The 14,884-nt window shown below is 59.9% G+C and carries 16 protein-coding genes; 7 read left to right on the top strand and 9 right to left on the bottom strand.

Going from position 1 to position 14,884, the window contains the following annotated elements; all coding sequences use genetic code 11:
* Positions 1–127: 127 nt before the first annotated feature.
* From FHT87_RS09280 to FHT87_RS09240, 9 genes are all read right to left on the bottom strand, one after another.
* On the bottom strand, positions 128–1,111 hold the full coding sequence (locus tag FHT87_RS09280; protein WP_183801336.1) for a type II secretion system F family protein: 984 nt from the start codon (positions 1,109–1,111) through the stop codon (positions 128–130).
* A 15-nt stretch (positions 1,112–1,126) separates the two neighbouring features.
* A complete protein-coding gene (locus tag FHT87_RS09275; protein WP_183801333.1) occupies positions 1,127–2,134 on the bottom strand; it encodes a type II secretion system F family protein in 1,008 nt (335 codons plus the stop codon).
* 1 nt (position 2,135) lies between these two features.
* Positions 2,136–3,620 (bottom strand): CpaF family protein, encoded by a 1,485-nt coding sequence (locus tag FHT87_RS09270; protein ID WP_183801330.1) that lies wholly within the window; start codon positions 3,618–3,620, stop codon positions 2,136–2,138.
* 23 nt (positions 3,621–3,643) lie between these two features.
* On the bottom strand, positions 3,644–4,921 hold the full coding sequence (locus FHT87_RS09265; protein WP_183801327.1) for a CpaE family protein: 1,278 nt from the start codon (positions 4,919–4,921) through the stop codon (positions 3,644–3,646).
* The gene (locus FHT87_RS09260) at positions 4,918–5,634 is read right to left on the bottom strand and encodes a CpaD family pilus assembly lipoprotein (RefSeq protein WP_183801324.1); all 717 of its coding nucleotides are present in this window, start codon (positions 5,632–5,634) and stop codon (positions 4,918–4,920) included. The genes FHT87_RS09265 and FHT87_RS09260 overlap by 4 nt, the downstream gene beginning before the upstream one ends.
* The gene (locus FHT87_RS09255) at positions 5,631–7,142 is read right to left on the bottom strand and encodes a type II and III secretion system protein family protein (protein ID WP_183801321.1); all 1,512 of its coding nucleotides are present in this window, start codon (positions 7,140–7,142) and stop codon (positions 5,631–5,633) included. Before FHT87_RS09255 ends, FHT87_RS09260 begins: the two co-directional genes overlap by 4 nt.
* A gap of 5 nt (positions 7,143–7,147) precedes the next feature.
* Positions 7,148–7,963: a Flp pilus assembly protein CpaB gene (gene cpaB / locus FHT87_RS09250; protein ID WP_183801318.1), complete on the bottom strand. Its 816-nt coding sequence runs from the start codon at positions 7,961–7,963 to the stop codon at positions 7,148–7,150.
* A gap of 111 nt (positions 7,964–8,074) precedes the next feature.
* Positions 8,075–8,587 carry a prepilin peptidase gene (locus FHT87_RS09245; protein WP_183801315.1) on the bottom strand — a complete coding sequence of 171 codons (513 nt, stop codon included), beginning with the start codon at positions 8,585–8,587 and terminating at the stop codon, positions 8,075–8,077.
* A 101-nt stretch (positions 8,588–8,688) separates the two neighbouring features.
* Entirely contained in the window at positions 8,689–8,904 is a 216-nt protein-coding gene (locus FHT87_RS09240; RefSeq protein WP_183801312.1) for a Flp family type IVb pilin, read from the bottom strand.
* A 392-nt stretch (positions 8,905–9,296) separates the two neighbouring features.
* On the opposite strand from FHT87_RS09240, the gene FHT87_RS09235 reads away from it, so the two are divergent.
* The 7 genes from FHT87_RS09235 to FHT87_RS09205 all read left to right on the top strand — a co-directional run bounded on the left by FHT87_RS09235 (position 9,297) and on the right by FHT87_RS09205 (position 14,878).
* On the top strand, positions 9,297–9,698 hold the full coding sequence (locus tag FHT87_RS09235; RefSeq protein WP_183801309.1) for a pilus assembly protein N-terminal domain-containing protein: 402 nt from the start codon (positions 9,297–9,299) through the stop codon (positions 9,696–9,698).
* A 113-nt stretch (positions 9,699–9,811) separates the two neighbouring features.
* Positions 9,812–10,444, top strand: a complete 633-nt coding sequence (locus FHT87_RS09230) for a TadE/TadG family type IV pilus assembly protein (protein WP_183801306.1) — start codon at positions 9,812–9,814, stop codon at positions 10,442–10,444.
* Positions 10,444–11,025, top strand: coding sequence for a TadE/TadG family type IV pilus assembly protein (locus FHT87_RS09225; protein ID WP_183801303.1), 582 nt, complete (start codon positions 10,444–10,446; stop codon positions 11,023–11,025). The genes FHT87_RS09230 and FHT87_RS09225 overlap by 1 nt, the downstream gene beginning before the upstream one ends.
* 237 nt (positions 11,026–11,262) lie before the next feature.
* Entirely contained in the window at positions 11,263–12,483 is a 1,221-nt protein-coding gene (locus FHT87_RS09220; protein ID WP_183727613.1) for a phosphopentomutase, read from the top strand.
* Complete coding sequence (locus FHT87_RS09215; protein ID WP_183801300.1) at positions 12,480–13,448, top strand: adenosine deaminase; 969 nt, start codon at positions 12,480–12,482, stop codon at positions 13,446–13,448. The genes FHT87_RS09220 and FHT87_RS09215 overlap by 4 nt, the downstream gene beginning before the upstream one ends.
* Before the next feature lie 110 nt (positions 13,449–13,558).
* The gene (gene upp / locus FHT87_RS09210; RefSeq protein WP_183729158.1) at positions 13,559–14,188 is read left to right on the top strand and encodes a uracil phosphoribosyltransferase; all 630 of its coding nucleotides are present in this window, start codon (positions 13,559–13,561) and stop codon (positions 14,186–14,188) included.
* A 123-nt stretch (positions 14,189–14,311) separates the two neighbouring features.
* Complete coding sequence (locus FHT87_RS09205; protein WP_183801298.1) at positions 14,312–14,878, top strand: TIGR02281 family clan AA aspartic protease; 567 nt, start codon at positions 14,312–14,314, stop codon at positions 14,876–14,878.
* The last annotated feature ends 6 nt before the right edge of the window (positions 14,879–14,884 follow it).

The following is a 14,884-nucleotide window of genomic DNA, read 5'->3' as shown; positions in this document are numbered from 1 at the left end:
GAATTGCCCTGATAATCGAGGGGTGCGCAGGCGAGCGGCGAAAAACGTTCGTGCTTCCCGATTGTGGCCCAGCTTCGCCAATTATGCGGGAGCGCAAGCTAGCCGGATTCCCTCATAGCGGCAAGCGTCAGAACCGGTCGGCGACCTGGATGCCGGCGGGGCCGAGGATGACCGCGACCAGCACCGGCAGGAAGAAGAGGATCATCGGCACGGTCAGCTTCGGCGGCAGGGCGGCAGCCTTCTTTTCCGCTTCGTTCATGCGTTCGTCGCGGCCTTCCTGTGCCAGCACGCGCAGCGCCGTTGCTACCGGCGTGCCGTAGCGATCTGCCTGAATGAGCGCCTGGGTGACCGAACGAACGAGATCGATCTGGGTGCGGGTTGCGAGATTTTCGAGGGCGACGCGGCGATCCGGCAGGAAGGAGAGCTCAGCGGTCGTCAACACCATTTCTTCGGCAAGCGGCGGCGATTGTTCACCGAGCTCTTCGGAGACACGGCGCATGGCCGCTTCGATGGAAATGCCCGATTCCACGCAAATCAGCATCATATCCAGCGCATCTGGCCAGGCGCGCTTGATGGACAGCTGACGCTTGCCCATACGGTTGGAGATATAGATGTTCGGTGCATAGAAGCCGATATAGGCGATGCCGATGACGATGAAGACCCGTATCGGCAGGCCCTTGTCGGCAAGGTTGCCGAGGCCGAACATCCAGAATGCGGCAACGGCCAGGAAGAGAAATGGCAGAAGAAAGCGCGCGACGAGGAAGGTGTTCAACGCGTTTTCCGAGCGAAAACCAGCGGCGCGCAACTTGTTCATCGTGTTGTCGTCGACGAGTGCCTTGCGCAGGTTGAAACGCTCGACAATCTGGCGGACGGGCCGGTTGTTCTGGCTTCTGAGCGTGGCCTTGCCGCCGGCGTCGGCATTCAGGCGGGCGCGTTCGCGGGCGCGGATCTGCTCGCGCTCGGTCGAGACGGCCTTCATGCGCTTGTTGAGATCGCCACGCTCGAAAAAGGGAACGGCAAGCGTGTAGAAGGTGGCGAAGACGGCGATGGCGACGAGCACCGCCACGATCATGGCGGGATCGGTCAATGTTGCGGCAAGTTCTTCCGACATGCTGCCTTGCTCCCGCTAGATATCGAAGTTGATCATGTTGCGCATTACAAAGATGCCGATCGACATCCAGATCGCCGAAAAGCCCATGATGAAGTGGCCGCGCGGATCGGTGAACAGGACCATCATGTATTGCGGCGACGTCAGGTAGACGAGCGTGGCAACGATGAATGGAAGGGCGCCGATGATGACGGCAGACGCCTTGGCTTCCATCGACAGCGCCTTCACCTTGGCCTTCATCTTCTTGCGGTCGCGCAACACCTTGGAGAGATTGCCGATCGCTTCCGACAGGTTGCCGCCGGCCTGCGACTGGATGGCGATGACGATCGCGAAGAAATTGACTTCCTGCAACGGCATCTGATTGGTCATGCGTGCACAGGCTTCGGGCACGCTGAGGCCCACCTGCTGCGATTCGACGATACGGCGGAATTCGCCCTTGACGGGCTCGACCCCCTCGGTCGCAACGAGGCGGATCGCATCGTTCAGCGGGAGGCCTGAGCGGATGGAGCGGACGATGACGTCGAGCGCGTTCGGAAACTCATCGAGGAACTTGTTCTGGCGGCGCGAGACGAGGAAGCCCAGCACCCAGCGCGGCAGACCAAGCCCAGCGGCCACGGGAATACCGAGCATGATCGGTGTCGATGCGCCGGCGAGGAAAAGCAAGACCAGCAGCACAAACGCGAAGAGTGCGCTGAAAAGATAGAAGCGGACGGGCGTGATCGGCAGTCCCGCCTGCACTAGGCGGGATTTCAGTGACAGCGTTTTCCTGGTCTTTTCGTGCTGCCGCTTTTCGAGATCCTTCAGGCTGTCCTGCACCGATTTGCGACGCTTCGACAATTCCTGCACACGGTCGCGGGCGGCCTTGACCTTGGTGCGATCGAGTTCGGCCGATTTGACGCGGTTGATGCGGCTTGCCGATTTCTTGTCGCTCTCGATCCGCGAAAACAATACGGCATAGCTGACCGCTGCCGCCGCAACGGCTGCGAGAACGACGATTGCCAATACTGTCGGATCGATGCCGAACATCTCATTCCTTCGATTTCGATTCCATCTCGTCGAGCGCGGCGGCGAGGCGTTTTTCTTCGTTGTAATAGCGGGCGCGATCCCAGAAGTGCGGCTTGCCGATACCGGCAGACATATGGCGGCCAATCAGACGACCGCTGGCGTCCTCGCCTTCGATCTCGTAGCGCATCAGATCCTGGGTAATGATGACGTCGCCCTCCATGCCGACCACCTCGGTGATCTGGGTGATACGGCGCGAACCGTCGCGCAGGCGCTGCGCCTGGATGATCACGTCGATCGAAGAGGAAATGATCTCCCGCACGGTCTTTGCCGGCAGGGTGAAGCCGCCCATGGCGATCATCGATTCCATACGGCTCAGACATTCGCGTGGGTTGTTGGCGTGGATGGTGCCCATGGAACCGTCGTGACCGGTGTTCATGGCCTGCAGGAGGTCGAATACTTCGGGTCCGCGCACTTCGCCGACGATGATGCGTTCGGGACGCATGCGCAGGCAGTTCTTGACGAGGTCGCGCATGGTGATCTCGCCCTCACCTTCGATGTTCGGCGGGCGAGTTTCGAGACGCACGACATGTGGCTGCTGGAGCTGCAGTTCGGCCGTATCTTCGCAGGTGATGACGCGCTCGTCGCGGTCGATATAGTTCGTCAGGCAGTTCAGAAGCGTGGTTTTGCCGGAGCCCGTACCGCCGGAGATGATGACATTACAGCGGACGCGACCGATGATCTGCAGCACGGTTGCGCCTTCCGGCGTGATGGCACCGAAGCGCACCAGCTGATCGAGCGTCAGCTTGTCCTTCTTGAATTTGCGGATGGTGAGCGCCGGGCCATCGATGGAAAGCGGCGGGGCGATGACGTTGACACGCGAGCCGTCAGGCAGGCGCGCGTCGCAGATCGGGCTCGATTCATCGACGCGGCGGCCAACCTGGCTGACGATACGCTGGCAGATCGAAAGAAGCTGCGAATTGTCGCGGAATCGGATTTCGGATTCGATCGTCTTGCCGCCGACTTCGATGAAGGTCTGACCCGCACCGTTGACCATGATATCGGCAATGTCGTCTCGCGCCAGCAGCGGCTCGAGCGGCCCATAACCCAGGACGTCGTTGCAGATATCCTCGAGCAGTTCCTCCTGCTCGGAGATCGACATCGCGAAATTCTTGATGGTGATGATATCGTTGACGATATCGCGGATTTCCTCGCGCGCGCTTTCGCCATCCAGCTTGGAAAGCTGCGAGAGGTCGATCGTATCGATCAGCGCGGAAAAGACCTGCGCCTTGGTGTCGTAATATTCGTCCGTGCGGGCGGGGCGCTTGCGCTGCGGCGTCTGCATCGGTGGCGGCGCCACCTGCTGGCGGGCAGGCTCGCGCGACGGCTCGACGAACACCGCGGGACCGGATGGCGCTGCCGGGGCGGCAGCGGGCATCGGCGGCGGAGGAGCGGCGACACCGCCGGCACCGGCCTTTCCGAAACCTTCATTTCCGCGTTTTCCGAACATTGATCCGATCCAATTCTACTCGTTCACTTGCGCTTCAGAAGGCCGAGAAGGCCGCCCTTCCTGGATTTCTTGATCGCCACGCGACCGGTGACGATGTGCGAGATCTGCGAAAAGGTCTCTGAAGTCGGCGACTTCGGATCGACCTCGGAAATCATCCGGCCGCTGTTGGCGGCGTTTCCGAAGAGGCCGATATCGAAGGGAATGATGGCAATCGGTTCGACCTCCAGCGGCTCACAGAAATCGGAAACCGAGATTTCCGGCCGCTTCGGCATGCCGACCTGATTGAGAATGAGATGCGGTACCTTGTCGTTCGGGCGCATCTTGCGGAGCGCATCGAGCATGTTCTTGGTGTTGCGCAGGTTGGCGAGATCGGGGACCGCGCAGATAACCACTTCGTCGGCGCTTGAGAGTACCGAACGGGTCCAGTCCGACCAGGCATGCGGAACGTCGAGCACCGTGACAGGCGCGCTGCGCTGCAGCACATCCATGACAGGCTGGAAGGCCTGGCCCTCGAAATCATAGGCGCGGTCGAGAAGCGAGGGGGCGGCCAGCAGCGAAAGATGCTCCGAGCACTTGGTCAGCAGGCGGTCGAGGAAAACCTCGTCAAGCCGCTCCGGCGCAAAGACGGCCTCGGCAATGCCTTGGGCCGGATCCTGATCGAAATCGATATTCGCCGTGCCATAGGGCAGGTCGAGATCGGCCAGGATCGTCTCGGTCGAGAACAGGTTCGAGATACCGAAGGCGCAATTATGGGCGACAGTCGATGCGCCGACCCCGCCCTTGGCGCCGATGAAGGCAATGCTGCGGCCAAGCGGCTCGGCTTCCGGATCGACGAAGATTGCCGCCATCGCGCCCATGATGTCGGGCATGGCGATGGGCTGGACCATGTATTCAGAAATGCCGTTGCGGATCAACTCGCGGTAGAGACCGATGTCGTTGTAGTAGCCGACGATGATGACCTTGGTCGAGGGATCGCAGACGGCGGCGAGCGGCGCGAGCTCGGCAAGCAGGTTGGCCGGGTTCGTCCTGGTTTCAAGGATGATCAGGTTCGGTGTCGGTGCGCCGGAGAACATGTTTGCAGCGGCAGCCGTGCCGCCGCTGGTGATGCGCAGACTGACTTTCGACATGCGCCGGTCATTGGCACAGCGCTCCATCACCCGCTGCAATCCTTCGCTTTCGCAGAAGGCGTGAACGGAGATGCGCGGCAGCGGCCGCATGTTTTCCAGTTCGCCCATGCGCATCGCCTCTTCGGCATGGCGGAGTTCGCTGCTATTCTTGATCGCGTAGTCGACGGTACTCATTCTTCTGTCCCGCGGTATTCCTTGATCACCTGGTTACGCTGCTCTGCATCGATCGGGGTCATGCCGCGCGGAGCGACGAAATCTTCCGGATTGGCGACCTGGGCGGCGAGGTTGTTCTGCGAGGCACAGCCGAAATTGTAGTAATTCTGGTTCGTGAAATCGGCCGAGATATCCTTCGGCCATTGGCCACACTGGGTCGTTACCGCCGTCATGCCGGTGAAGCTCAGGCGTATCGGCGCGGCATCGAGAAGGCCGGTTGCCGCATAGGACGTATTGATGATCTTGCTGCTGGCAATGCCGCGCGAAGCAAGTTCGGCGCGAACCTGGCTGCGCAAGGCGCGCGCTGCTCCTGCATTTGCCGACCCCTCGGGAGACAGGATGTAGACGGGGCCAGAGGCGCGCGACACGTAATTCTGCGCAAAGCCGCGGATCAGTTCGCGCTGGGCGATCGTCAGGCGGCGATCGCTGGAGGCGACGGGAATATCTACCGTCTGTTCGGCTTCCGTGACGACGATGGGATGGCGCTCCCGGTAATCGTCGGGAATACCGCCAGTCGTCAACTGATCGCGCGGGCCGGCGCAGCCGGAAAGGATTGCAACGGCGAGCGATGCAGCCACGAGCCGAGGCTTTGCGGTGCGGGAATGTTTCGCGTTCCAAGGGGCCATTGCCTGATCTCTGTTGGTTTTCATCGGTTCAGACCGTGCCCCGCTCATTTGTAGATAAATCCGATGGAGCCGTGGAACTGCGCATCGGCAATCGGCGCCTGAGAGCTGCCGTAAACCTTGTTGACGCGGTTCATGAAGAAGGCGGACGCATCATTCGTCGGGCTGAAATTGTCATCCGGCCGATTGAGCTGATTGCGCGCTACCGGACGCACCAGGTAGGGCGTCGCGATGATGACGAGTTCCGTTTCCTGGCGTTCGACCCCTTTCTGACGGAAGAGCGTGCCGAGAAGCGGGAGCTTCGAGACGCCGGGGGTGCCGTTCATCGTCTGGGAGATGTTGTCGCGGATAAGGCCAGCAAGAGCGATCGAGCCACCCGACGGAAGCTCGACCGAGGTCTGGGCCGAACGGCGCTGATAGGTCGGCGCAGCACCCGATACCGACGGCGCGGGCTCGGAAACATTGGTCGTAATCTGCAAGCTGATGCGGCCGGAAGAAAGGACCACCGGCTTGAAGGCCAGATTGATACCGTAATCATAGGGAACGACGGTGACGTTTCCGTTATTGTCCGTCGTCGAGTAAAGAACCTGGCCGCCGGAATTGAAGGTCGCAGCCTGGCCGGAAATCGCCGTCAGCGTCGGCTCGGCCAGCGTGCGGACGACCTTGCCCTGTTCCAGCGCATTCAGGTAAGTCGAAATATCGTATTTGCCGATCGAGTTCTTGAAGAGCGCGGCCAGGCCGCCACCGATGACGGATGTGGCGCTATCGGCCGATGGGCTGCCGAGTTGGGCGACCGTCATGCCCGAGGAGTTGGTGACGAGATTGTCGAAACCAAGCTGTTTCAGGACTTCACGGCGAACCTCGGCGATCGTGACCTTGAGCGTGACCTGGTCCTCGCCCTGGATCTGCAGGAGGTTGACGACCTGGGACTGCTGACGGCCTTCCACAAAGAGCGCAACTGCGCTGTCACCGCCGGTCCCTGAAGCGGTTCTCGTGCGCGTCGTGGCCTCGCCGCCTTTCAGGAAGGCCATGGCGAGCGACGCTGCCTGGGTCGCATCCTGCGGTGTGCGAACGGTACCGGTCAGTACGATATTGTCGGAGACGATTTCGACTTTGATGGCAGAGTCCGGGATGAAGCGGCGCAGATTGGCCTCGAGACCGGAGACGTCGCGCTCCACCTCGACATCGAGGCTGACGACCTCTTCGCCGCTGGCGCCGAACACGAAAATATTGGTCTGCCCGACCGTCTTGCCGAACAAATAGATGCGCCGCGAGGTGCGGGTCACTGCATCGGCCATGCTCGGATCGGAAACGAGAATATCGTGCGCGTCATCAGGCAGATCGACGACGACGGCCTTGTTGAGGCCGAGCTTCACGCGGCGATGCGCGCCGGGACCGCCCTGCGATATGCGGATGAGGCTTTCCGACGCGGCATTGGCCTGTTCGATACCCGAGGATGCAACGAAGGAGAGCGGCGTGATGCCGGCGGCAGCCATTGCCAGGGAAAGGCAGGCGGTGAGGAAAAGCCCGGCGCGCTGTTTTGAGTTGCCCATCTGCATTTCCCTTACTCCGGCTTCACTGAGCCGGTGGCATCCGTGACGATGGAGCCGGACTTGATGACCTGGATGAGTGCGCTGCCGTTATCACCGCTCAGCAAATAGTCTGCCGCGCTGGTGTCCTGCTCCCGCGCGTCAGCAACCGAGCGCAGGGCAAGCGAAAGGCGATCGGCCATCTGTTGGGCGACGGCCAGAACCTTGGTCTGGTCGGGGGTCAGCTCCAGCGTCGCAGTGGTGCCGACCGCGGCCTTTGTGCCGTCCTCCTTCTCCTCGATCTGCTGATCGATGGCGAGAACGCGAACATTGCTCAGCACGGTTTCGGTTATGTATTTGTCAGTGCCCTGCCCCTTGCGCACCATGATGACGTCGACGCGGTCATTGGGGAGGATGAAGCCGCCTGCGCCGGTCGCGACGGAAATCTCGGTCGCCACGGCACGCTTGCCGGCAGGAAGCAGCGAAGACAGGATGCGGCTGTTGGAATCGGCGACCTTTTCCGGACGGATCGGCTCTCCTTCGAAGACGGGCAAGCGCACGACGGCGCCCTGCAGATCCTTGATCGCATCAGGCCGATCGGTCTCGGTAATGAAGCCCTGGACAACGCCATTCTGCGGCCAGGCCATCCAGTGGACGGACTTTTCATCCAGCCTTGCGCCCACGGGCAGATTGGCGCTGGAGACCAACACGTTGACGGTCGGCTCTTTCTCGATGACGGATTGGACCTTCGTCACGACACCGCCACTGCCGGCCATGTTCATGGCAAGAAAGCCGGCAAGGCCGGCTGCCACCACGGCGACAGCTAGGATAATAAGGCGGGCCGGTTTCATTGATCATTCCTTGGGGCACAACGCGTTCGCCCCCGCAGAATGCTCAGGAATTGGTATAATTATAGTTAATGGAACACTTACATTTTAAGTTAACGGCCAATTAAAATGCCGTCACTTCAGGCTTTCCAGTGCGGCGATGAAGAGCGGCGAGGACGGGAAGGCCAGGAAGCCGCCGATTGCGATGGCGATACCATAGGGTATCTTCTTGGCGAGCAGCAGCGAATTGGGAATCGGCAGGCCGATGGCCAATATCATGTCTGCCTGTGACCGGATCATCAGGATCGCCAACGTGACCGCGCCGCCAATGATACCGACATTAGCCAGAAAAACCACGAGAGCGGGATCGTAACCAAACCAGATCGCGGCCGCGCTCAGGAGTTTCGCATCTCCACCACCCATCACGTTCAGCGCAAAGAGGGCAAAGCAAATGCCGAACACGATCGCGGCGCCCAGTGCGTGCATTCCGATTGCCGGAAGCGCAAGACCGCTCAATGGCGCCAGCACGACAAATGAAACAACCAGGATCAACGATATCCTGTTCGGGATCGTCATCGTCAACAGATCGGATATTGCCGCAAAGGCGAGGCAGAGCGGAAAAACCAGAAGGATTGCGGCTACGATCATCTTCTCACCTGCCCCAAGTTCTCGTCTGCTCAAGACGAATAGGCTCACGGCGTTCGCTCGTGAGCCTGATCTTTTCCAAACGGGAGCTACGCTCCCGGTAATTAGCCGTTGGGGGGGGTGCTGCCGCCGCCTGCTGCCGGCGGGTTGACAGCGCTGTCCAGCTTACCACCCAACGTCACGAACGTAGAGTTCAGCTTGTTGCCGAGCGTGGTGGCGCCAGCAACGAGGGCTACGGAAATGAGGGCGGCGATCAGGCCGTATTCGATTGCGGTCGCGCCGGATTCATCCTTCAGAAAACGGCTAAAAAGCTTGGTCATGGTTACCTCTAACTCCAGTTGATGTTCAGCACGTCCGCCAACTGTTGCCGTTGATCGGATGGCTGCAACCTAGCGAATGGCCGTTTCCATCGACTTAATGAAATGCCTTAACAAGGTGTAAACGAGACAACCGGCCCGCTCAGGGTAAGTAATTCCTTACCTCATTGCTTAGATTTCTCATGAATTTCCAGAAGCAATGTGGAACAATAGCCGTGCGGCATCCAGAAATGGCACGAATTTCCGCCGCCCGTCGATTTCACGCCTCGTCGGCGCGTACCGAAATGGTCCGATGCGTTTCACGCATGAACATGGCGTGGAAAGCTTAAAGCTTCGTTCACCATTTTTTTCCATTCTATCTGCAATTTGCATTGCGATCGTGAAAGAGGGCCAAAATGCCATCGAACGGCAAAACCGTTTTCTTTGCCTGGGTGATTGCGGCTCTTACGGCATCCGCGGCCTCTGCCCAGGAAGACATGCTGCGCGTCTATATGGATCACGCGCGCGTCCTGAAGCTCGACCGGCCGGTCAGCAAGGTCATCGTCGGCAATTCCAAGGTTGCCGATGCGACGGTCGCCGACGCCAGGACGATCGTGTTGACGGGCCGCGCCTTCGGCACAACCAACATCGTGTTGCTCGATGGCGATGGCAACGCCATTCTGGACGAACGCATTCTCGTCTCCATCGATGAAGGCAACACGGTGCGCGTCTATCGCCAGACGGAGCGCTCGGTTCTTTCCTGCACGCCCAATTGCGAGCAGCATTCGCAGCAGGGTGAAGCCGCTTCCGCAAACTAGGCGACATCAACGAAGCTCACGCGCATTCGTTAAAATAGCTGCTCCGGCCTGAAACGGAAAATCAACGAACACGCCTTAGTGTGGCGCCCGAAGAACATTTTCGAGGCCAGACTATGGCGATCAGTGAGCAGGAGACGGGCAAGGTGCGTGCGTCCCTCCGTTTATCCAGACTTCGCGCCCTAGCCCGCTCGCGCGACGGCTCCGCGGCGATCGAGTTTGCGCTGCTGGCCATTCCCTATTTCGTCGTCATATTCGCCATCCTGGAAACCTTCATCGCCTTTGCAGCCGAAGAACTCGTCTCGAACGCCGTCGATACGATGAGCCGCCAGATGCGGACCGGGCAGATCACCTTCGCCGATTCCGCGCGTGCGAGCTACAAGACGCAGACCCAGTTCCGGCAGGCCTTCTGCGACGAAATTTCGATCATTATCCGCTGTTCGGATACGGAGGCGGCAACACCCGCCAAGCTCTACCTGGATGTGCAGAGCTTCCCCACTTTCGCTGCCATCCCGACGGCGATCCCAAGAATGTCGACGGATAAATATTCCGATCTGAAAATTTCAGCCTTCAAATTCACGCCCGGCGGTCCCGGCTCGATCAACATGCTGCGCGCCTATTATCGCTGGTCCATCATTGTCGATCTCGTGCGTCCCTATATTACAGGGCTTCGTCCGGTTGGCAGTTCCATGCCGAGCGAATATTTGATCGTCTCAACGGCTGCCTTCCAGAACGAGCAGTATCCATAATGGCGCGTCGCGGACTTCTCATACGGCTGGCTTCGACGGCGCGGCGCCTTGCGACCGACCGGCAGGGTGTCGGTGCCATCGAATTTGCCATCATCTTCCCGGTTCTGGTCATGCTTTATCTCGGTGCATTCGAGATCACGATCGGGCTCAGCGTCAGCAAGCGCACGGCACGTGCCGCCGGGTCGATCGCCGATATCATCACCCAGCAGCAGAGCGTCACAAAGAGCTCGCTCACAGATATTGCCAAAGCCGCATCGCCAATCTACTCGCCCTACGACAGCTCGGATATGTTGGTGAAGGTCACCGCAATCCAGATCGACGGCAGCTCCAATCCTACGGTCATGTGGTCCTGGGCATCAACGGGGGCAGCGCCTTATGCCAAGAACAGCACAGTTTCCGACGTTCCGACGGAAATGAAAAAGGCCGACAGCTTCCTCATCCGAAGCGAACTCAGCATACCCTATGCGCTATTCGTCTTTGCGCCCAATTTCATGCCGACGGAGATGCGCACCATCACGATCAGCCGCAGCTATTTCTATCGCCAGCGACAGAACAAAGATATCCCCTGCGGCGACTGCTAAAGCACGTCGCGATCCCTGGGATCTGAAGCTTCCACACCCCAAATTTGCCAAGCGGGTCCCGTCATTATATGGCTGGGCACTACTGCATAATTCCTTAAATCGGAATCGATTTAAGAACAAAAATCATGCAGCAATTTAAAGTTCTACAGCGTTCTTTGCGCGTCCGAAAAGACGCGCGGCGCTGTAGTCAGATCGTTCCAGCTAAAGGCTGACGACAGCAGATAATACGGGTGAAAAATGGCGCGTGCCTTTCTCTTCGTTCTGGATTCCTTCGGTGTCGGCGGAGCACCGGATGCGGCAACCTATGGCGATGAGGGCGCCGATACGCTCGGCCATATCGCCGAATTCTGTGCGGCCGGTGCGGCCGACCGTGCCGGCCTGCGGTCCGGCCCGCTTTCGCTCCCGAACATGTCGGCGCTCGGCCTGCTGCATATTGCGCGAGCGGCCTCCGGGCAATTTCCCGCCGGCATGCCGCTGCCGGACGAGATACACGGTGTCTATGGCGCCGCCAACGAAACCTCACGCGGCAAAGACACACCGTCTGGACATTGGGAAATCGCCGGAACGCCTGTTACCTTCGACTGGGGCTATTTTCCTGATAAGGGCGATGCCTTTCCGCAGGAACTGATCGAAGCGCTCTGCCGCGCAGCCGATGTGCCCGGCATTCTCGGTAATTGCCACGCCTCGGGAACCGAGATCATTGCCCGCTACGGCGAAGAGCATATGCGCAGCGGCAAGCCGATCTGCTACACATCAGCGGATTCCGTGTTCCAGGTGGCTGCCCACGAGGTCTATTTCGGCCTCGACCGCCTGCTCAACTTCTGCCAGATCGCCCGCGGCCTGCTCGATCCCTACAATATCGGCCGCGTCATCGCGCGCCCCTTCATCGGTCAAAGTGTGGCGACCTTCCAGAGAACGGGCAACCGCCGCGACTTCTCGGTGCCGCCGCCGGAACCGACGCTGCTTGACCGGCTCGTCCAGCATGGCCGCAATGTGCATGCCGTCGGCAAGATCGGCGATATCTTCGCCCACCAGGGCGTTTCGCGGGTCATCAAGGCAAATGGTAACGATGCCCTGATGGATGCTTCCCTTGCTGCAATCGACGAGGCGGAGGACGGCGATCTCGTTTTCACCAATTTCGTCGATTTCGACATGCTCTATGGCCACCGCCGCGACGTTGCGGGTTATGCGGCTGCCCTCGAAGCCTTCGACGCGCGCCTGGGCGAGGTTCATCAGAAGCTGCGGGAAGGTGATCTCGTGGTTCTCACCGCCGATCACGGCTGCGACCCGACCTGGCGCGGCACCGATCATACACGCGAGCGCGTGCCTGTTATCGCCTACGGTCCCGGTATCAGATCGCGCTCTGTCGGCGTGCGCAGGAGCTTTGCCGATATCGGCGAGAGCGTTGCGCGGCATCTCGGTATTCCCTCCGGACCGCATGGAAGGAGTTTTCTGTGACGTCGCATTTGAAGAAGGTCGAGCTGCACTGTCATCTGGAAGGTGCTGCTCCCCCCGACCTGACGGAAGCGCAGGCACATAAATACGGCATCGACATCAGTGCCTATCTGCAGGACGGCACCTATGTCTGGCATGATTTTGCGAGCTTTCTGGAATGCTACGACAAGGTTTCCGAGGTCTACAAGACCGAGGAGGACTATGCGCTGCTGACGGAAACCTATCTTGAAGAGCTGGCCGGCATCGGCACGATCTACAGCGAGCTCACTGTTTCGCCCGACCATGGCAAGCGCATCGGCCTCGGCGCCGACGCCTATATATCAGGCATATGCGAAGGCATCCGCCGGGCGAAGGCAAGGAGCGGCATCGAAGCGCGACTGATCGTGACCGGGGAACGGCATTTCGGCCCGGAAAGCGTGATCGGCGCTGCGGAATATGCGGCGAAGGCCAAGAATCCGCTGATCACCGGCTTCAACCTTGCCGGAGAAGAGCGGATGGGCCGCGTTGCCGATTATGCGCGCGCTTTCGACATCGCCCGCGATGCAGGGCTTGGCCTGACGATCCATGCCGGCGAAGTCTGCGGCGCCTTCAGCGTTTCGGATGCACTGGACGAGGTGCGCCCCGCGCGCATCGGCCACGGTGTGCGCGCAATCGAGGATGCCGACCTCGTGAAACGGCTTGCCGACGCGGGCACTGTGCTTGAGGTCTGTCCCGGTTCGAATATCGCGCTCAGGGTTTTTGAGGATTTCAGCTCGCACCCGTTACGCAGGCTGAAGGACGCCGGTGTGAAGGTGACGATCAGCTCCGACGATCCGCCATTCTTCCATACCTCGCTCAAGCGGGAATACGAGCTCGCCTCCGGTGCTTTCGGCTTTAGCGATGCCGATATCAATGCGATGACGCGCACGGCCATCGAAGCAGCGTTCGTCGACGAAGAGACCCGCAAGGCGTTGCTCGCGCGCCTTTAACGGGTCGCGGGATTGTTAATGGTCCAGGCAAATGCGCCCCCGCTCTTGAAGTGGAGGCCGTTTCCATGAAAGAAACAGCCGATAAGAACAAAGAATTGGAAGGTTTCCCTATGGACGGCGTCACAGTCATCGATCATCCGCTCGTGCAGCACAAACTCACCATCATGCGGCGCAAGGAAACCTCGACAGGCAGCTTCCGCCGGCTGTTGCGCGAAATCTCGACACTGCTTTGTTATGAGGTGACGCGCGATCTGGAACTGACCATGGAGACGATCGAAACGCCGATCCAGGAGATGCAGGCGCCGATCCTCGAGGGCAAGAAACTGGTTTTCGCCTCCATCCTGCGCGCCGGCAACGGCCTCTTGGAAGGCATGCTCGATCTCGTGCCGTCCGCCCGCGTTTCGCATATCGGCGTCTACCGCGATCACGAAACGCTGCAGCCGGTCGAATATTACTTCAAGGCGCCTGAGGATGTGGCCGAGCGCCTGATCATCGTCGTCGATCCGATGCTTGCGACCGGCAATTCCTCGATTGCCGCGATCGACAAGCTGAAGGAGCGCGGCGCCCACAATATCCGCTTCCTCTGCCTGCTGGCCGCCCCTGAAGGCATCAAGAATTTCCGCAGCGCCCATCCGGACGTTCCGGTCTTCACGGCGGCGATCGACAGCCATCTCAACGAGAAGGGTTATATCGTGCCCGGTCTCGGCGATGCCGGCGACCGCATGTACGGCACCAAATGATTTCGACTTCCTTTACCAATTCGAAAGACTTCCAAGGCCCGGCGCTTCATTCCGGGCCTTTTTATGTCGCGGTTAGCAACTTTTCAGCAGTTGTGGCTTAGCTGCTTGAAGCATGAGGTCCGCATGAGGCGGGTTTTGTACAGGAAGGATTTCTGTTTCATGCTCATGCGCACCGTCATATTTGCCAGCATCGCGGCTGCGCTGGCGACACAAGTGCCTTCTCTGCTCACCCGCACGACGCAGCCCGGCAATACGATCTCCGCAAATTTCGTCTCGACCGAAGATAACGCGCCTGACACGTCGGCCACGATTTCCGACGGCGGCATGATCAGCCTGCAGGCCGACGCGCGGGGTCACTATACCGGCAATTTCAGGATCAACGGCAAGCCGGTGCAGGGGCTGATCGATACCGGCGCCACTTATGTCGCACTGAACGAAAGCCTTGCGCGCAGGCTCGGCTACAGCGGCAACCAGCTCGACTTCCGCTACGCGGTTAATACCGCGAACGGCCAGACCAAGGCCGCGCATGTGACGCTTGATCGCGTGGAAATCGGCGGCATCCGCGTTCGCAGCGTCGAAGCCTTCGTGCTGAAAGACGAAGCCCTGAGCGGCACGCTGGTCGGAATGAGCTTCCTGCGGAAGCTTGCCTTCTACTCCGTCGCCGACGGTTCGCTCAGCCTCAAGCAGTAAATTCCA

Origin of the sequence: Rhizobium sp. BK316 (assembly GCF_014193695.1) — a bacterium.
Taxonomy (GTDB): Bacteria; Pseudomonadota; Alphaproteobacteria; order Rhizobiales; family Rhizobiaceae; genus Rhizobium.
This window is presented reverse-complemented; position numbering and strand designations above follow the sequence as displayed.